Source organism: Comamonas sp. 14P8.1.4, from assembly GCF_057799285.1.
Map to the genome: position 1 here is coordinate 239383 of NZ_JBYOKN010000002.1, position 16801 is coordinate 256183.

Sequence of the window (16801 nt, forward strand, 5' to 3'; positions counted from 1 at the left end):
GCGGCGGTGGTCTTCTTACTCGGGCTCCACCTGCTTTTCAAAGCGATAAAACAGGTTGGGCTCAGAGACGATATACAGATGGCCCTGCGGGTCGACCGTCATCCCCTCTGGCTGGGGAATGGCCTGCTTCAGCCCCTGCAGGCCCCGCCACAACGGCAGGATGCTCAGCGGCTCCCCGTCTACGGTGTACTCCACCACGACGCCCGATTCCTGGCTCAGCATGAGCAGGTGATTGCTGGCTTCCATGTGCGTCATCGAGGCCAGATCACGCATCAGCCACCCGGCAAAGCCATGGCTGTCCCACTCACGCACCGGGTGCAAGGCCAGGTGCTGCGCCCCCAGCTCGGCCTGCTGCGCGGGGGCGGCACCGGCCAGCTCCAGCACGTGCATGGGCCACTTTTCCTGACCCACCCACAGGGTCTGGTTGCGCTCGCTCCACGACAGTGCCTCAATGCCCAGGTTCTTGTGCAAGGGGTCCAGCTGCAGTGCCAGGTGGGGGGCACCTTCGAGCGAAATCTCCTGCGTCTGCGGGGTAATCTCAATCAGCCAGAGGGTGTTTTTCTTTTCGTCCACCACCATGAAATCGCTGCCACCCAGGTGGGTAATGCCTTCGGTGTCCTTGCCGCCGTGCACGGGCATCACCCGCAGCACCTCGCCGTCGGTGGTCAGCTGCACGATGCGCGAAGGCGCATTGGCAATGCCAAACAACGTTCCCGTGCTGGCGTCAAACGTGAGGCCCGACAGGTTGCGGTGCATGCCTGCCAGCGGTTTGGCCCGCACCACGGCACGGTAGTGCGACAGCCCCATCGACCCCTCGGCCGCTGGTACGGGCTGCAATTGCTGCTGGAGCACATAAAAAAGGGCCGAAGGCCCATAAAAAAATGCGCTCCACAGCGCCATTCCCCCCAGCACGGCGATACCTGCTGCAACCGCCCACCGGCACTTTCCACTTTTCATGCGGCCGATTGTGCGGTGCACACAAGCGGCCACAAGGCCACACAGGCACGCGATTGCCGTGGGCCTGCGTCGCCAATCAATCTCCCTTTAGGTGCTGGGTTTAAACCGCCACACCCACCGCTTGCGCCGATGCGGGCAAGCCAAAGATGCGGTCAAAACACCAGTTGAAGACGAAGGTATAGACCATGAAGAACACCAACAGGCCCGCCTCCATCACCGTGGCTTGCCACAGCGAAATGCCAAACCACCAGGCCATCAGCGGAATCAGCATGGCGGCAATGCCACCTTCAAAACCCACGGCATGAACGATGCGGCGCAGCAGCGAGCGGCCCTTCTTGGCCTGGCGCAGCTCCCATTTTTCAAACAGCCAGTTGAACGTGAGGTTCCAGCAGATGGCGATGGTCGAGGCGGCCACGGCCATCACGCCGGATGACCCGGCCTCTTGGCCTGTGGCCATGAACAATGCGCTGGAGACAGCGACGGCAATTAGCTCATAAAGGCCCACGAAAACGACGCGGCGCTTGGGGCCCTGCAGGCCCACGGCCTGGGATGTGTGTACGGACATAGGGGCGGAAGTTTATGTGCAGAAAATTGACGGTGAAAGTTAGGTTCTTTCAGTTTTTCTGATAGGTTGCTCACCATGCCCTTTCCTCCCGAACAAGTTCCACTGTTTCTGGCCGTGCTCGACACGGGCTCTTTCTCGGCTGCGGCGCGCAGGCTGGGCAAAGTGCCCTCTGCTGTGAGCATGGCCATCGGCCAGCTGGAATCCGAGCTGGGCCTGAAGCTGTTTGACCGCAGCGGGCGTGAACCCAGCCCCACCCCTGCAGCCCAGGCGCTGGAGCCGCAGGCGCGCCTGCTGGCGCAGCAGTTGCAGCAGCTCAACCAGCAGGCGCTGGCACTGCACGAAGGGCTGGAAAAACGCCTCACCCTGGCCATTGCACCCGAGCTGCTGGCCAGCGACTGGGCCGAAGACCTGCGTGCCGTGGTGGCGCAATTCCCGTCGCTGGTACTGGAAGTGCTGGCCGCCCCGCAGGACGATGCGCTCAAGCTGCTGCACGCCGGGCGTGCGCAGCTGGCGCTGGTGTTTGAGCGCCCAGCCATCGACGCACGCGAAGACTTTCGCGAGCACGGCCATGAAACGCTGGTCGCCGTCATGTCCCCGCGCCACCCGCTGTGCGCACAGCGGGCAGCAGGTACGCCCGCCCCCATCGACATGGCCCAGCTGGCCGCAGCCCGCCAGGTGCTGGTGGCCAGCCGTGATCTGGCGCTGACCGATGCCCGCTTTGTCTTCTCCCACCACCTGTGGCGTGCCGACAGCCACGGCGGCGCCCGTGCGCTGATTGCCTCGGGCCTGTGCTGGGGCTGGCTGCCGCAAAGCCTGGTGGAGCCCCAGATCCAAAGCGGCGAGCTGCTGCGCATTCCCTTTGCCAACATCAGCAATGGGACCAAGTTGTTTGTCGACTGGGTGTGGTCCAAAGAACGCCCCCTGGGCCTGGCTGCCCAGTGCTTTGTGCAGCAGCTGCAGTCACGCACCTCCACCCCAGACATTCAAGAAAAAAGCCTTTAAGGCAGGCACATAAAGCGCCGATAGCTATCAAAACTACACAGTCTATGCGGTGGCCGTACCTGCCGTTTTGTTCTACAGTCTGCCCGTGAGCCAAGCCATTCCACCTTCTGCCGCACTGCCCGCGTCATTGCCCGTGAGCGTCACGCCAACGCCGGATGCCCCAACTGCGGGCCACGGGCAAAACTTTGCCTCCTCTGCGGCCGCAGCGGGTGCAGGCAGCGGCTCCAGCACAGCCACCAGCAGCGCGGCGGGCAGTGCCCACAACACGCCTGCGCCCGCCGCCCCCTCGGCTGCACGTGCTGCAGCCCCTGCCACTACGGCAGCAGCTGTGGCTGCCGTGGCATCAACCCAAGCCGTCGCCAGCACCGCGCCCGTGGCACAGATCGTGGCGGCCGCGCAGACAGCACTCTCCAGCAGCGTGAACCTCTCCCCACAGGCCCAGCAGGTGGTGAAGCTGGAAGCCTTTAACCAGCTGGTGGCCAACTTGGTCAACCACATCCAGTCTGGCAGCACCGCGGTGCCTGCCAACTGGCCCACGGCCGGTGTCAGCCCCCAGCTGCAAACGTTGTTAAGCCATTTGCTGCAACAGGCGACGGCCGCACAGCCCGTGCCGCAGCAGTTGGTGAGCGCACAAGCGTGGCCCACGGCATTGGCCAACGCTGTGCTGCAGATGGCAGGGCAATCTGCTGTCGCAGGTGCATTGCCACCGGCCTTGGTGGCCAACACGCCGCAAGCGGCCATGGCTGCAGCAGCAGACAAAGCCCAGGTGCAGCTGCCCGCGCTGCAAAACTGGTTGGTGCAGCAAGGCACGGTGCAGGCCGCCGATGGCGAGCGCAGCTTTACGCTGACCTTGCGCGTGCCCGTGGCGTGGGCACAGGCACAAGCGGCACTGGGCAGTGCGCTGTCCAATGCGGGGGGCGCCACGCCAGCCCCTGCCAGCCCGATTGGCTTTGCCGCAACGCCCATGCCGTTTGCCACAGGGTTTGCCCGCGGCGGTTTGGGTGGCATGCTGCAACTGCCCTTTGCGGGCAGTGTGCAGCAGCTGGAAAGCAGCAGCATGGGGCTGGTCATGCAGCCGCAAGCGCTGCCCGGCTCCCCCGCTGCAGCCGCTGCGCAGGCCATGCGCACCAGTGCCATCTTGGCGCTGGAGTTTCAACCGCTGGCCCAAGCCGTGCAAAGCGCGCAAGTGGCTTCCGTGTACTTGCCCGGCCACATGCTGCCGCAGGATGTGCAGGCCATGCTGCAAAGCAAGGCCACCGACCCATGGGTGCTGATGATGCAAAACGAAGCCGATGGAAACGGCAAGAAGCAGCCCCGCAATGCCAATGAGCACAACCAGAACTTCTGCAACCGTGCAGGCTGCCAATACCAAGGCCGCGCCATCTGTGCCCAGCCGTTTTGCGCAGAAATGAACCACCAGTGGTCGGTCGACCGCGCCCACCGCGCAGCTCAGCTCTGACGGCCCGGTAGCGCCACCGGGCCGCAACTACTTCTGGTGGTAGTGCTGCACCACCTGAATCAGCTCCTGCACATGGCTGGCCACCGGCGCACCTTCGCGCACCAGCATGTAGCGCTGGCGCACGGCCCAGCTGTCCGTCAACGCAATCTGCTGCAAATGCGCCATGCTGCGGCTGCGCTGGGCGGCGCTTTCGGGCACCACGGCAATGCCCACGCCCGCTGCCACCATGCGGCACATGGCATCAAAACCGGCCAGCTGAATGCGCAGCTTCAGCGTGTGACCCAGCTGCTGGCCAATATTGCCCAGAAAGCTCTGCAGCGTGCTGCTGCGGTGCATGCCCACAAAGTGCTCGTGCAGCACCTCAGCAAAGCCCAGCGACTGCACACCCTGCCAGCGCGGCGCAGCGGGGGTGACCAGCACCAGCCGGTCGGTGCTGAAGTGCGTGCTGGTCAGGCCGTGCGTATCCACCTCGCCAGCGATGATGCCGAGGTCGGCCCGGCCCTCGCGAATGTCCGAAGCAATCACCGCGTTGGAGCGCTCCTGCAGATCCACGCTGATGTGCGGGTGCTCGGTCAGATAAGCCGCCAGGATGTCCGGCAAAAAGTCGGTCACCGCCGTGGTGTTGGCGAACACCCGCACATGGCCGCGCAGGCCAGCGCCGTACTCCTGTAGATCAGCCTCCAACTGCTGCGCCTGCTGCAGCATGGCGCGGGCATGGAACAGAAATGCCTCGCCCGGCGGGGTCAACCGCACCCCGCGAGCCTCTCGAATCAGCAAAGGCATGCCCGCTTCTTCCTCCATCGCCTTGACGCGGGCGCTGGTGGCCGCCAAAGACAGGAAACATTGCTCTGCTGCCTTTGTCAGGCTCCCTGTTTTGGCCACCTGTACAAAGAGCAAAAAGTCTTTCAATTCGAGCTTCATCAGCGATTCGGGTTTCTACGGAGAAGACCAAGCCTTTTGGAAAACCGAAGGCTTGCTTGCAAAAGCTGTGATTGTAGAAAGCCTGTGTGCCACCCAAGATGCCTGGCAAACACATGTCAGCAATGTCTGACTTTCTGGAACCAGAGCCGCTGGCTGTACCCCGCCCATCGCCGATGTGGCGTGCGAAGGCCAGCACCGATCCCGGCGGGGGTGCGCGGCTCTCAAGCAAGACTTTGGCCATGAGCGAAACCCCGTCCTCCCCACAGATCGATGCCAGCCAGCTGGCCCACCTGCAAACCTGGCAAGGCCGCAGCGACACCACCGCCGACCTGATCACCCCAGCCCCACTGCGCGCGCTGTCGGCCACGCTGGACCGTGACGATGCCCCCCCTGTGCCCGGCACCACCGTGCCACCGCTGTGGCACTGGCTGTACTTCTTGCCCCATGCCCGCCAAAGCGAAATTGGTGAAGACGGCCACCCGCAACGTGGCGGCTTCCTGCCGCCCGTTCCCCTGCCGCGCCGCATGTGGGCCGGGGGCCGCCTGCGCTGGGAAACGGCCAACCCGCTGCAAGTGGGCCAAGACGTGGAACGCGTGTCCACCATCCAGTCCGTCAAACACAAAGCGGGCCGCACGGGCGAGCTGCTGTTTGTGCAGGTGGAGCACCGCTTTGGCAATGCCGATGGCCTGTGCCTGACGGAAGAGCACGACATCGTCTACCGCGCTGCCGCCCAGCCCGGTGAGGCTGCGCCTGCCCCACAAACGCCACCGCTAGATGGCCAGCAGCAATGGTCCCGCGTGATTACGCCCGATGACGTGCTGCTGTTCCGTTACTCCGCGCTGACCTTCAACGGCCACCGCATTCACTACGACCGCAAGTACGTGACCGAGGTGGAAGGCTACCCGGGCCTCATCGTGCACGGCCCGCTGATTGCTACGTTGCTGGTCGATTTGGTGCGCCGCAGCGTGCCCCACGCACAGCTGCAAAGCTTTGCCTTCAAGGCCGTGCGCCCCACGTTTGATTTGCACAGCTTCAGCGTGCATGGCAAGCCATCGGCCGATGGCAAAACCATGGAGCTGTGGGCCCAAGACCACGAAGGCTGGCTGACCATGCAAGCCACTGCCACGTTGGCCTAAATATCGAAAACAAGAGCTGCTAGCGCTTGCTACATCAGCGCTAGAAGCCAAAAACCTTTGAAGAGACACAGATGATCGAGTTGACTCAATCGAACAACCACCACGAAATCCGCGACGCGATTCGCGACCTGTGCGCGGCGTTTCCGGACGAGTATTTCCGCAAGGTGGATGAGGCACGCACCTACCCCGAACAGTTCGTCAACGCGCTGACCGAAGCAGGCTGGATGGCGGCGCTGATTCCGCAGGAATACGGCGGCTCGGGCCTTGGTCTGACCGAAGCCTCGGTCATCATGGAAGAGATCAACCGCTGTGGCGGCAACTCCGGCGCTTGCCACGGCCAGATGTACAACATGGGCACGTTGCTGCGCCACGGCTCTGCCGAACAAAAGCAAAAGTACCTGCCAAAAATCGCCACCGGCGAATGGCGTCTGCAATCTATGGGCGTGACCGAGCCCACCACCGGCACCGACACCACCAAGATCAAGACCAGTGCCGTGAAGAAGGGTGACAAGTACGTCATCAACGGTCAGAAGGTGTGGATCAGCCGCATTCAGCACAGCGACTTCATGATCTTGCTGGCACGCACCACGCCGTTGGCCGAAGTGACCAAGAAGAGCGAAGGCATGTCGATTTTCATGGTGGACCTGCGCGAAGCCGAGAAGAAGGGCATGACCGTGCGCCCCATTCCGAACATGGTCAACCACGAGACCAATGAGCTGTTCTTTGAAGACCTGGAAATCCCCGCTGAGAACCTGATTGGTGAAGAAGGCAAAGGCTTCAAGTACATCTTGGATGGCTTGAATGCTGAGCGCACGCTGATCGCTGCTGAATGTATTGGTGACGGCTACTGGTTTATGGACCGTGTGACCAAATACGTCAAAGACCGCCAGGTGTTTGGCCGCCCCATTGGCCAAAACCAAGGCGTGCAATTCCCCATCTCCGAGACCTTTATCGAGCTAGAAGCCGCCAACCTGATGCGCTGGAAGGCGTGCGAGCTGTACGACAAGCACGAACACATGGGTGCGCAGGCCAATATGGCCAAGTACCTGGCAGCCAAGGCCAGCTGGGAAGCGGCGAATGCCTGCTTGCAGTTCCACGGCGGTTTTGGCTTTGCTTGCGAGTACGACGTGGAACGCAAATTCCGCGAAACCCGTCTGTACCAAGTGGCACCGATTTCGACCAACTTGATCTACTCCTACGTGGCCGAGCACCTGTTGGGCTTGCCCCGTTCGTTTTGATGAACACCCCCTGAGTCGCTGCGCGCCTTCCCCCCGCTCTCGCATCGCACTGCGATGCAGGCAGGGGAACGACAGCCTCGCTGCGGGGCGGCCCTTGCTCGCTGTCACCGAGTGGGGTCGTGCCGCTGGTAAACGCATGGATCAACACAATGACAAAGCCATCCATCAGACCTCTTGACGGCATCACCGTCATTTCTTTAGAGCACGCGGTCGCCGCGCCGTTTTGCACACGCCAATTGGCCGATCTGGGTGCACGCGTCATCAAGGTAGAGCGCCCCGGCACGGGTGACTTTGCGCGCGGCTACGACCAGCGTGTGCATGGTCAATCCTCGCACTTCACATGGATCAATCGCAGCAAGGAAAGCCTGGCGCTGGATGTGAAGCAGCCGCAAGCCAAAGCCGCTTTGCTGGAGCTGCTGACAACTGCGGATGTGCTGGTGCAAAACCTCGCACCCGGTGCGGCAGCGCGCATGGGTTTGTCGTATGAAGCGCTCAAGGGCATCAACCCCAAGTTGATCGTGTGCGATATCAGCGGCTACGGTGCCGATGGCCCCTACCGCGACAAGAAAGCGTATGACCTGCTGATCCAAAGCGAGGCAGGCTTTTTGTCGGTGACCGGCACGTCAGAGACACCGAGCAAATCGGGCATCTCGGTGGCCGATATTGCGGCGGGCATGTACGCCTATACCAACATCATGTCGGCCCTGCTGCTGCGCGCCAAAACGGGCGAAGGCAGCCACATTGATGTGTCCATGCTGGAAGCCATGGGCGAGTGGATGGGCTACCCCATGTACTACGCCTACGACGGTGCGCCGCCACCACCGCGCACCGGGGCATCACACGCCAGCATCTACCCCTACGGGCCGTTTGTCGCAGGCGATGGCAAGACCGTGATGCTGGGCCTGCAAAACGAGCGCGAATGGAAAGCCTTTTGCGACACCGTGCTGCAGCAATCAGAAGTTGCGACCGATGCACGCTTTGACCGCAATGCCCAGCGCAATGCCCACCGCGAAGCACTGCAGGCATTGATTGTGAAAACCTTTGCAACGCTGACGGCTGCGCAAGTGGTGGAGCGCCTGGAGCTCGCCGGCATTGCCAACGCCCGCGTAAACGAAATGGCCGATCTGTGGGAACACCCCCAGCTGCAGGCGCGCCAGCGCTGGCGCACCGTGGGCACCCCTGTGGGTGATGTCCCCGCGTTGCTGCCACCCGGTGTCAACAGCGCCTTTGACTACCGCATGGGTGCTATTCCTGCGGTGGGCCAGCACAACGCCAGCATCTTGGCGGAGCTGGGTTGGAGTCCCGAGCAAATCGCATCCGTCAACGCATAAATAAAGAGCAGTCAGCGCAAGTGCTGCATGCCTTGGAGGCCAAAATGAAGCAAGAAAACCAAGTATCCATTCACCCCTTGGCACAGTTCGCCGCCACGCTGAAGTGGAGCGATGTGCCACAGGCTGTGCAACGCAAAGCAGAAGATTTGTGGGTGGACTGGTTCGGCTCGGTGTTGGCTGGCCAAAGTGCCCGCCCGGTGCAAAGCATTACCCGTTTTGCGCTGTCGCAAGGCCCTGCATCGGGCCCTTGTGAAGTCATTGGCCAAAGCACCACCACATCCCCCATGATGGCCGCCTTGGCCAACGCCGCAGCCTCGCACGTGGCCGAGCAGGACGATGTGCACAACGGCTCGGTGTTTCACCCTGCCGCTGTGGTCTTCCCGCCCGCCGTGGCCGTGGCACAAAGCATGGGTGCATCGGGTGAACAGCTCATGGCCGCTTGCGTAGCAGGCTATGAGGTGGGCATTCGGGTTGGCGAATTTTTGGGCCGCAGCCACTACAAAATTTTCCACACCACAGGCACAGCAGGCACGCTGGCCGCGGCAGCCGCCGTGGGCCATTTGCTGGGGCTGACCCCTGCACAAATGCAGCATGCCTTGGGCTCTGCCGGTACACAGGCCGCAGGCTTGTGGGAGTTTTTGCGCACCGCCGCCGACAGCAAACAGCTGCACACGGCACACGCCGCATCGGCAGGCTTGATGGCGGCCTATTTGGCCAAAGACGGATTCACCGGCGCACAAGACATTTTCACTGGCCCACAAGGTCTGGCGGCCGGCATGAGTACCGATGCCAACCCTGCCAAGTTGACGAATGGTCTGGGCACACGCTGGGCCACGGCAGAGACCAGTTTCAAGTGGCATGCATCGTGCCGCCACACCCACCCTGCCGCTGATGCCTTGCTGCAGGTGATGCAACACCACGGTTTGCAACCCACCGATTTGGCCCGCGTGACCTGCCATGTGCACCAGGGCGCCATCGATGTGCTGGGCCCCGTCACCCACCCCAGCACCGTGCACCAGAGCAAGTTCTCCATGGGCACGGTACTGACCCTGGCCGCACGCTTTGGCTTTGCGGGATTGACCGAATTTGACACGCACTTTCAGGCACCCGAAACCATTGCGCTGCGCGACAAGGTGGAGATGGTGCTGGACGCCGAGGTGGATGCCGCCTACCCCCAGCGCTGGATTGGCAAGGTCATGGTGCAGACCACCGATGGCCGCACGCTGCATGGTCGCGTGGATGAACCCAAGGGCGACCCGGGCAACACCCTGTCGCGCGAAGAAATTACAGACAAAGCACTGCGTTTGTCCGCCTACGGCAGCCAGGTAACGCCTGCCGATGCACAGCAGGCCATCACCCAACTGTGGCAGGTCGCGCAATGGGAGCGCGTGGGGCACCTGGTGCCCTGATCAAGTTCTGGTGCTGTGCGGGCGGGGGCCTGCGCAGCACCGCAATGGGAGCAACCCAGTAGAGGGTGTTGAAGCACCCCAATTCATGGATAAACGACAAGGAGACTCGTGATGAAGAAGACCACACTGCAGACCACTCGCCGCACCCTGATTGGTGCTTGTGCACTGTTGAGCCTGGGCCTGGGCAATGCCATCGCCGCCAGCTGGCCCGACAAACCCGTGACCCTGGTGGTGCCCTACTCTGCTGGCGGCCCTACCGACGTAGTGGCGCGTTTGCTGGCAGTTCCCATGGGCCAGGTGCTGGGCCAGTCGGTGCTGGTGGAGAACACTGTGGGTGCAGGCGGAACCATTGCGCCCGCACGCGTAGCCAAGTCCAAGAACGACGGCTACACCATTCTGATCCACCACATGGGCATGGCCACAGCGCCCGCGCTGTACAAGAAGCTGCCGTATGACCCGATCAAAGATTTCGAACCGATTGGTCAAGTGCTAGATGTACCGATGACACTGCTGTCGCGCAAGGACTTCCCGGCCAACAACTTCCAGGAACTGCAGGACTACGTCAAAAAGAACCAGGAAAAGGTGTCGCTGGCCAACGCAGGGATCGGTGCGGTGTCGCAGCTGTGCGGCATGCTGTTCATGCACCAGCTGGGCGTGACACTGACCACCGTGCCTTACAAGGGTGCCGGTCCCGCCATGAACGATCTGATGGGCGGCCAAGTGGATTTGCTGTGTGACCAGACCACCCAGACCGTCCCCGTCATCAAGGACGGCAAGCGCGCCAAAGTGTTTGGGGTGACGACGCCCGAACGCCTGGCATCGCTGCCCAACATCCCAACCCTCAATGAGCAAGGCCTCAAAGGCTTTGACGTGAAGGTCTGGCACGGCATGTATGCCCCCAAGGGCACACCGCAGGAGGTGGTCAGCAAGATCAACGAAGCGTTGAACGTGGCATTGAAGGATGAGAACGTGAAAGCGCGGATTGCCGACCTGAGCTCTGACCTGGTCTCCCCTGAAAAAGCCACCCCCGAAGGCCTGCGCAAGCACCTGGCTGCCGAGGTGACGCGCTGGGCCAAGGTGATCAAAGAAACCGGCGTGACTGCCGAGTAAGCCATTGACATCGGGCGCTGGCTGGGTCTACCTGTGGTCCCAGCCAGCGCTTAACACCATGATCGATCATCTGGACCATTGGGTGCTCACCACCCGCCACCCGGATGCCTGTTAGCACTTTTATTGCACCGTGCTGGGCATGCGTCTGGAAACGTTTGCTGCTGGCCGCAAGGCTTTTGTCTTCGGCACGCAAAAAATCAATCTGCACCTTGCGGGCCACGAATTCGAGCCCAAGGCTGAACACCCCACGCCCGGTGCATTGGATGTCTGCCTGATCGCCAGCGTTCCGCTGGCGCAGGTGGTGCAGCATCTGGACACCTGCGGCGTGCCGATTGAATGTGGCCCGGTGCAGCGTACTGGTGCATGCGGCCCGATTCGCTCAGTCTATGTGCGGGACCCCGATGGCAATCTGGTCGAAATTTCTGAATACCTGCCGCAGGCCTGAGCCTGCTGCCGAATGTTGGTGCCATGTCTGATTTGCTTCGCAATGCCTGCTCGTTTTTGTTTGTTCCTGCGCACCAGCCTGAGCGCCTGCGCAAAGCCCTGGCCAGCCCTGCCGATGTGGTGATTGCAGACTGGGAAGACGCTGTCAGCCCCACCGACAAGGACACCGCACGCCAAACCCTGGAAGCAACAGTGCCTGCGCTTTCAGCGGTCGATCGCGCCCGTTTGCTGGTACGTATCAACGCAGCGGGCACCGGCTGGTGGGATGCCGATGTCCAAGCCCTCGCACACTTGGTGGCGCAGGGGGTGGCCGGCGCCGTGGTTCCCAAGGCGGAATCCCCCGCCCACTTTGCACAGATTGCCCAGGCGGCAGGACCGGCCTGCGCGCTGGTGGCACTGGTGGAATCCGTCGCTGGCATTGATGCACTGGCCACTTTGGCCACGGCCCCCCAGGTCCAGCGCCTGGCTTTTGGGCACCTGGACTTTCAAGTGGATGCCGGTATGCAATGCGCCGAGGATGAAGGCGAGCTGCTGCCCATGCGCATGGCTGTGGTCATGGCATCGCGCCGTGCGGGCCTGGCCCCTCCCGTGGATGGGGTGACGGTAGACACCCGCAACGCCGTGCGACTGGACAGCGACACCCGCCGTGCACTGCGCATGGGCTTTGGCGGCAAGCTGTGTATTCATCCGGCGCAGATTGCCGGGGTGCACACGGTGTTTGCCCCCGACGGTGCGGCCGTAGCGCACGCACGCACCGTGGTCCAAGCCATGGCCGATGCACAAGGTGGTGTCTGTGTGGTCGCCGGAAAAATGGTCGATGCACCCGTATTGCATCTGGCGCAGCGCACCTTGCAGCGCCATCGCTGGGATCAGCAGCGGCCATAAAAAAAGCGGTCACAGACCGCTTTTTTTTACGCCATCCAACGGACTGGCATCATGGGTACAAGCCACGCATTTCACGGGCATGGAGAATGCGTTTGCACGCCACGATAAAGGTCGCCGTACGCAGGGTCACCTTGTTCTCCTGCGCGACCTGCCAGACTGCGGAAAATGCCTCCTGCATGATGCGCACCAGGCGGGCATTGATCTCATCTTCGCTCCAGAAAAAGCTGGAGAAATCCTGAACCCACTCAAAGTAGCTCACCGTCACGCCACCGGCATTGGCAATCACATCCGGCAGCACCAGCACGCCTTTGTCGTGCAGGATGTCGTCGGCCTCTGGGGTGGTTGGGCCGTTGGCGCCTTCGATCACCATCTTGGCCTGAATGCGCTGCGCGTTGTCCTTGTTGATCTGGCCTTCCAGGGCAGCAGGAATCAGGATGTCGCAATCCACACTCCAGAAATCGTCATTGGCCATGCTTTGCGCCTCGGCAAAACCGCCAACCCCACCTTGGGTGCGCACATGTTCGAGCAGTGCATTCACATCCAGCCCCTGCGGGTTGCAGATGCTGCCCGTGTGATCCTGCACCGCCACCACCTTGGCGCCCGCATCGGCAAACAGCTTGCCCGCTGTGCCGCCCACATTGCCAAAGCCCTGCACGGCCACGCGCGCGCCTTCGACGGGCAAGCCGATCAGCTTGGCTGCCTCCACCCCCACGGTGAACACGCCACGGCCTGTGGCTTCTACCCGCCCCAGTGAGCCACCCAGGTCCACAGGCTTGCCCGTGACCACGCCGGTGGCGGTGGAGCCTGTGTTCATGGAGTAGGTGTCCATCATCCACGACATGATCTGGCCATTGGTGTTCACATCGGGCGCCGGAATGTCTTTGGTGGGGCCGATCAGCAAACCGATTTCACTGGTGTAGCGGCGTGTCAATCGCTCCAGCTCTCCTTTCGAAAGCTTGCGTGGATCCACGCGGATACCGCCCTTGGCACCGCCGTAGGGCACATTCACTGCTGCGTTCTTGATGGACATCCAGGCCGACAGCGCCATCACCTCCGACAGCGTGACGTCTTGGTGAAAACGCACACCGCCCTTGCCCGGCCCACGGCTCAAGTTGTGCTGCACGCGGTAGCCCTCAAAGTGGGCGATGGAGCCATCGTCCATCTCGATCGGCACATCCACCACCAGAATGCGCTTGGGGCGCTTGAGCGTCTCCACCCAGCGGGCCAGCGAGCCCAGATAGGGGGTGACGCGATCCACCTGTTGCAGGTACGTGCCCCAAGGCCCGACATCGTCGGGATTCAAGTAAGAAGGCAAAGCATGTGTCATCGAATGTTCAGGCATAACAACCTCGGAAAAGTGGTGCAGCCCGGTTCATCGCCAGATCATGGCTAGGGCTGCTTTTTCCAGCGTACGCAGCTGCTTGCCAACTGTCCAAGGCCACTTGCTTGCAAATCTATAAATTTTTCGCATAACAAATTAAGTTCTTGCAAAAAATCGCCATCAAACGCTAATTCATCATCAACTACACAAAAATTACGCATGAATTTAAACCAACAAGCAACGCAAAACCCGCTCTCTGCATAAGGCACGCGCCACGTTTGCGCCACATCCAAACCCCTGCGCAGCGCAAAGCTGTTCAGATTTGCCATGATTGCGCCTATGTCGACCTCCTCCGAAAAAGATTGCTCCACCGGCTTTTGCGCACCCAACGCGCAACCTTCGCCATTTGCCAACCAGCCCCCTTTGGGTTTGAACCTGCTGGCCAAGGATGATCCGGAGGACATCCTGCCCGACTGGCCCCAAATCGCCCCCCAGCTGCCGCAGGATGCTTATTCGATCGCCGATGCGCTCTGGTGGTGCCGCAAGCTGGGCGAGCGCTCCGCACGCGGCGCCGACGTGGCCTATATGCTGAGCAGCCCCGCCGATGCCCGCGCCGTCCAAAACGCCTTGGCCATCGCCCGCAAGTGGTGGCCCGCTGGCAGCGTGCCGCGCTACTGGAAGTCGGGCGGCCCTGACCGCAACGCCGCACTGGTGCATGCCCCCCTGCCGGACCCCGGCGTGCACACCGCCATCAACACAGCCCAGCCCCCAGCCCAGGTCTTCAGCCTGCGCGGCGTCGAAGGCGAAATTGCCCTGCGCATCGGCCAGGACGTGACCGCCGAACAGGCGGCAACGCTGACACCCGAGATCGCCCTCGCACTGGTCGATGCTTATGCCGTGGCCATTGAGTTTGTGGACAGCCGCTGGCGTGAAGGCACACAAGCACCTGCGCTGACGCTGCTGGCTGACGGCCAGTGCCACGGCGGGCTGGCACTGGCGCCCTGGAAAGACTTTGCACCGCTGCGCCAGCACGACTGGAGCCAGCAAATCTGCACCTTGCGCATCAACGACGACGCCGCCCAGACCTTCACAGGCACACACAGCCTGCAAGATCCCACCTGGCTGCTCTCGGCCTGGCTGCAGCACGTGACGCAGCACTACGGCACTGTCACCGCAGGCACCGTCGTGACCACCGGCACCTGGACAGGCTGCCCTGAAGTGCAAGCCGGCGACAAGGCCAGCGTGCACTTTCCCGGTTTGGGCGAAGTGAGCTGGCAGTTCTAGTCCGTCGCCCCTGCATACAAGGCCCCGCTGCACTTCAGCGGGGCTTTTTTTATGCGGTCGCTGATGCTTTCAGCCCCAGGCGCCTGGCCAGCTTGTGCAGATTGCTCGGGTCTACCTGCAAATCCCGCGCCGCCTGCGCCCATTGCCCATGGCAAGCATCCAGGGCCTGGCGAATGGCCTCGCGCTGAGCCGCATCCACCACGGCACGCAGTGGTTGTGCAGGTGCCAGCGCTGGGGATGCCAGCGCCGGCGCGCTGTTGGACTGCAACAGCTGCACATCCAGGCCCAGCCACGCAGCTTCCAGAGAGACGATCTCGCTGCGCTGTGCGCCGTGGCTCAGCGCCTTGAGCGCCGCTCGACTGACGACGTGTTCCAACTCACGCACATTGCCCGGCCAGGGGTAGGTGCGCAATGCATCCTCGGCCGCTGGTGACAGCCGCAGGCTGCGCAACCCCAGCCGGGCACGGTTGAGTTCCAGAAAAAAGCCTGCCAGCAGCAGCACGTCACTGCCGCGCTCACGCAACGGTGGAATTTGCACCGGATAGACCGAAAGCCGGTGGTACAAATCTGCACGAAAACTGCCGTCTTGCACCCGCTCTTTCAGGTTGCGGTTAGTGGCCGCGATGATGCGTACATCCACCTTGCGCGGGCGATCCGCCCCCAGACGCTGGATCTCGCCGTTTTGCAGAGCACGCAGCAGTTTGGCCTGGATGGACAGTGGCAGCTCGCCCACTTCGTCCAAGAACAAGGTACCACCTTCTGCAGCTTCAAAACGCCCTGGACGCTCGGTGATGGCCCCAGAAAATGCACCGCGCACGTGTCCAAACAATTCACTCTCCGCCAAAGCCTCTGGCAAAGCGGCGCAATTGACGTGCACCAGAGGGCGATGCCGGCGCCGTGACATCTGCTGCAAACGCCGCGCAAACAGCTCTTTACCAACGCCGGTCTCGCCCAGCAGCAGTACCGGCAACTCGGTATCCGCCACCACCTGCAACTCTTTCAGCAGGTTCTGCAGTGGTTTGCTTTCCCCGATGATTTCGCCTTCCACGCCTGCCGCCACACCCTCCACCACCGCACCTGCCGCCTGGCGTGCACTGCGCAGTGCTGTCTCCAGGCGCGTGACGCGAATCGCGGCCTCCACCACCAGCACCAGCTGTTCCAGATCACGCACAGCATTGCCAGCGAACGTGCCTACCGTCAGCGCATCCAGGGTCAGCACGCCCCAGCATTGCCCTTCTGCCTCCAGCATCACGCCCATGCAGTCATGCACATCGAGTGGCTGCCCCGCTTGCTCAATCACCAGCCCGTCATAAGGGTCCGGCAGATTGCTGTCGTGCGCAAAACGCACCACTTCTCCCCCCCGCTGAATCAGCGTGGCCAGGCGTGGGTGCTCTGCCACGGGAAAGCGCCGCCCCAACGCATCGCTGGACAAACCTGCGACGGCCACGGGCCGCAAGCTGCGCATGTCGCGATCCAGATGCAACAGTGCCACGGCACCACACGCAAAGTGCAGGCGCAGCAGCTCCACCAGGCGCTGCAGTCGCACTGCAATGGGCAGCTCCATGGCCAGGTCAGTCAACAGCAAAGCATGCAAAGGATTCATGGTGAAAACCACCTTTATCGGGTATTTCTCACCCTAACCATGGCGGGTAGTTTTGACCTTGATCTAGATAAACACTTGTTTTTATTTTGTTTTTTTCTGGCCTATTCCGTGCGTATGTCTGGTCAGCGGCAAATCC

General features: G+C 62.1%; 16 protein-coding genes and 1 pseudogene. 11 read left to right on the forward strand and 6 right to left on the reverse strand.

Annotated elements, in window-relative coordinates; genetic code table 11:
* Window positions 1-15: 15 nt before the first annotated feature.
* Together AC27VO_RS05780 and AC27VO_RS05785 are read right to left on the reverse strand one after the other, a co-directional pair.
* Window positions 16-957: an SdiA-regulated domain-containing protein gene (locus AC27VO_RS05780; protein WP_488665763.1), complete on the reverse strand. Its 942-nt coding sequence runs from the start codon at window positions 955-957 to the stop codon at window positions 16-18.
* Between the two features lie 100 nt (window positions 958-1057).
* Window positions 1058-1522, reverse strand: coding sequence for a PACE efflux transporter (locus tag AC27VO_RS05785; RefSeq protein WP_488665764.1), 465 nt, complete (start codon window positions 1520-1522; stop codon window positions 1058-1060).
* A 75-nt stretch (window positions 1523-1597) separates the two neighbouring features.
* On the opposite strand from AC27VO_RS05785, the gene AC27VO_RS05790 reads away from it, so the two are divergent.
* Both AC27VO_RS05790 and AC27VO_RS05795 read left to right on the forward strand, forming a co-directional pair.
* Window positions 1598-2524 (forward strand): LysR family transcriptional regulator, encoded by a 927-nt coding sequence (locus AC27VO_RS05790; protein ID WP_488665765.1) that lies wholly within the window; start codon window positions 1598-1600, stop codon window positions 2522-2524.
* An 85-nt stretch (window positions 2525-2609) separates the two neighbouring features.
* Window positions 2610-3983: a hypothetical protein gene (locus AC27VO_RS05795; RefSeq protein ID WP_488665766.1), complete on the forward strand. Its 1374-nt coding sequence runs from the start codon at window positions 2610-2612 to the stop codon at window positions 3981-3983.
* Between the two features lie 27 nt (window positions 3984-4010).
* On the opposite strand, the gene AC27VO_RS05800 is transcribed toward AC27VO_RS05795, so the two are convergent.
* Window positions 4011-4865, reverse strand: coding sequence for a LysR family transcriptional regulator (locus tag AC27VO_RS05800; RefSeq protein WP_488665990.1), 855 nt, complete (start codon window positions 4863-4865; stop codon window positions 4011-4013).
* Between AC27VO_RS05800 and AC27VO_RS05805 the strand changes: the two genes are divergently transcribed.
* The 8 genes and pseudogenes from AC27VO_RS05805 to AC27VO_RS05840 all read left to right on the forward strand — a co-directional run bounded on the left by AC27VO_RS05805 (window position 4765) and on the right by AC27VO_RS05840 (window position 12457).
* Window positions 4765-5034, forward strand: a complete 270-nt coding sequence (locus AC27VO_RS05805; protein WP_488666002.1) for a hypothetical protein — start codon at window positions 4765-4767, stop codon at window positions 5032-5034. The genes AC27VO_RS05800 and AC27VO_RS05805 overlap by 101 nt on opposite strands.
* A 109-nt stretch (window positions 5035-5143) precedes the next feature.
* Window positions 5144-6040 (forward strand): HTD2 family dehydratase, encoded by an 897-nt coding sequence (locus AC27VO_RS05810; protein WP_488665767.1) that lies wholly within the window; start codon window positions 5144-5146, stop codon window positions 6038-6040.
* Between the two features lie 71 nt (window positions 6041-6111).
* Window positions 6112-7278, forward strand: coding sequence for an acyl-CoA dehydrogenase family protein (locus AC27VO_RS05815; RefSeq protein ID WP_488665768.1), 1167 nt, complete (start codon window positions 6112-6114; stop codon window positions 7276-7278).
* 149 nt (window positions 7279-7427) lie between these two features.
* Complete coding sequence (locus tag AC27VO_RS05820; RefSeq protein ID WP_488665769.1) at window positions 7428-8609, forward strand: CaiB/BaiF CoA transferase family protein; 1182 nt, start codon at window positions 7428-7430, stop codon at window positions 8607-8609.
* A gap of 44 nt (window positions 8610-8653) precedes the next feature.
* Window positions 8654-10018 carry an MmgE/PrpD family protein gene (locus AC27VO_RS05825; protein ID WP_488665770.1) on the forward strand — a complete coding sequence of 455 codons (1365 nt, stop codon included), beginning with the start codon at window positions 8654-8656 and terminating at the stop codon, window positions 10016-10018.
* Window positions 10019-10129: 111 nt separating this feature from the next.
* Complete coding sequence (locus AC27VO_RS05830) at window positions 10130-11128, forward strand: tripartite tricarboxylate transporter substrate binding protein BugD (protein ID WP_488665771.1); 999 nt, start codon at window positions 10130-10132, stop codon at window positions 11126-11128.
* Window positions 11129-11186: 58 nt separating this feature from the next.
* Window positions 11187-11573, forward strand: a pseudogene (locus AC27VO_RS05835) (VOC family protein).
* A 23-nt stretch (window positions 11574-11596) separates the two neighbouring features.
* Window positions 11597-12457: an HpcH/HpaI aldolase/citrate lyase family protein gene (locus AC27VO_RS05840; protein ID WP_488665772.1), complete on the forward strand. Its 861-nt coding sequence runs from the start codon at window positions 11597-11599 to the stop codon at window positions 12455-12457.
* 49 nt (window positions 12458-12506) lie between these two features.
* Here the strand turns inward: AC27VO_RS05840 and AC27VO_RS05845 are convergent, their stop codons facing one another.
* The gene (locus AC27VO_RS05845; protein ID WP_488665773.1) at window positions 12507-13799 is read right to left on the reverse strand and encodes a Glu/Leu/Phe/Val family dehydrogenase; all 1293 of its coding nucleotides are present in this window, start codon (window positions 13797-13799) and stop codon (window positions 12507-12509) included.
* 47 nt (window positions 13800-13846) lie between these two features.
* A complete protein-coding gene (locus AC27VO_RS05850; RefSeq protein WP_488665774.1) occupies window positions 13847-14107 on the reverse strand; it encodes a hypothetical protein in 261 nt (86 codons plus the stop codon).
* 10 nt (window positions 14108-14117) lie between these two features.
* Between AC27VO_RS05850 and AC27VO_RS05855 the strand changes: the two genes are divergently transcribed.
* Window positions 14118-15062, forward strand: coding sequence for a fumarylacetoacetate hydrolase family protein (locus tag AC27VO_RS05855; RefSeq protein WP_488665775.1), 945 nt, complete (start codon window positions 14118-14120; stop codon window positions 15060-15062).
* Window positions 15063-15111: 49 nt separating this feature from the next.
* Here AC27VO_RS05855 and norR read toward each other — a convergent pair whose 3' ends face one another.
* Window positions 15112-16665 carry a nitric oxide reductase transcriptional regulator NorR gene (norR, locus tag AC27VO_RS05860; RefSeq protein ID WP_488665776.1) on the reverse strand — a complete coding sequence of 518 codons (1554 nt, stop codon included), beginning with the start codon at window positions 16663-16665 and terminating at the stop codon, window positions 15112-15114.
* Window positions 16666-16801 lie beyond the last annotated feature (136 nt).

Bases quoted from the DNA above. Each gene is read 5' to 3' on its own strand.
- AC27VO_RS05780 (WP_488665763.1), bottom strand. From the start codon at position 957: ATGAAAAGTGGAAAGTGCCGGTGGGCGGTTGCAGCAGGTATCGCCGTG.
- AC27VO_RS05785 (WP_488665764.1), bottom strand. From the start codon at position 1,522: ATGTCCGTACACACATCCCAGGCCGTGGGCCTGCAGGGCCCCAAGCGC.
- AC27VO_RS05790 (WP_488665765.1), top strand. From the start codon at position 1,598: ATGCCCTTTCCTCCCGAACAAGTTCCACTGTTTCTGGCCGTGCTCGAC.
- AC27VO_RS05805 (WP_488666002.1), top strand. From the start codon at position 4,765: ATGCCCGCTTCTTCCTCCATCGCCTTGACGCGGGCGCTGGTGGCCGCC.
- AC27VO_RS05810 (WP_488665767.1), top strand. From the start codon at position 5,144: ATGAGCGAAACCCCGTCCTCCCCACAGATCGATGCCAGCCAGCTGGCC.
- AC27VO_RS05815 (WP_488665768.1), top strand. From the start codon at position 6,112: ATGATCGAGTTGACTCAATCGAACAACCACCACGAAATCCGCGACGCG.
- AC27VO_RS05820 (WP_488665769.1), top strand. From the start codon at position 7,428: ATGACAAAGCCATCCATCAGACCTCTTGACGGCATCACCGTCATTTCT.
- AC27VO_RS05825 (WP_488665770.1), top strand. From the start codon at position 8,654: ATGAAGCAAGAAAACCAAGTATCCATTCACCCCTTGGCACAGTTCGCC.
- AC27VO_RS05830 (WP_488665771.1), top strand. From the start codon at position 10,130: ATGAAGAAGACCACACTGCAGACCACTCGCCGCACCCTGATTGGTGCT.
- AC27VO_RS05840 (WP_488665772.1), top strand. From the start codon at position 11,597: ATGTCTGATTTGCTTCGCAATGCCTGCTCGTTTTTGTTTGTTCCTGCG.
- AC27VO_RS05845 (WP_488665773.1), bottom strand. From the start codon at position 13,799: ATGCCTGAACATTCGATGACACATGCTTTGCCTTCTTACTTGAATCCC.
- AC27VO_RS05850 (WP_488665774.1), bottom strand. From the start codon at position 14,107: ATGGCAAATCTGAACAGCTTTGCGCTGCGCAGGGGTTTGGATGTGGCG.
- AC27VO_RS05855 (WP_488665775.1), top strand. From the start codon at position 14,118: ATGTCGACCTCCTCCGAAAAAGATTGCTCCACCGGCTTTTGCGCACCC.
- norR (WP_488665776.1), bottom strand. From the start codon at position 16,665: ATGAATCCTTTGCATGCTTTGCTGTTGACTGACCTGGCCATGGAGCTG.